The sequence below is a fragment of the Methylobacterium sp. AC690 genome, assembly GCF_979256535.1.
The window spans coordinates 1-240 of sequence record NZ_CEEDOX010000122.1 but is presented as its reverse complement, the minus strand read 5'-3'; the positions used below and the strand labels follow the sequence as shown (position 1 = coordinate 240).

Below are 240 nucleotides of genomic sequence, written 5' to 3'. Positions count from 1 at the left end.
TACCCGGAGGAAAGGACATCAACGAGACTCCGTCAGTAGTGGCGAGCGAACGCGGATCAGGCCAGTGCCTGGCATTAGTTTACCGGAACGGTCTGGAATGGCCGGCGAGATGGGTGACAGCCCCGTACGGGACGGACGATTGCCAGGCCTCGAGTAGGGCGGGACACGTGAAATCCTGTCTGAACAGGGGGGGACCACCCTCCACGCCTAAGTACTCCTCAGCGACCGATAGCGAACAAG

Annotated in this window: 1 rRNA gene; it reads left to right on the top strand. The window is 60.8% G+C overall.

The annotated features are described in order from the left end of the window. Positions 1-240: ribosomal RNA gene (locus AC0IY1_RS25550) — 23S ribosomal RNA — on the top strand; the annotation flags it as partial.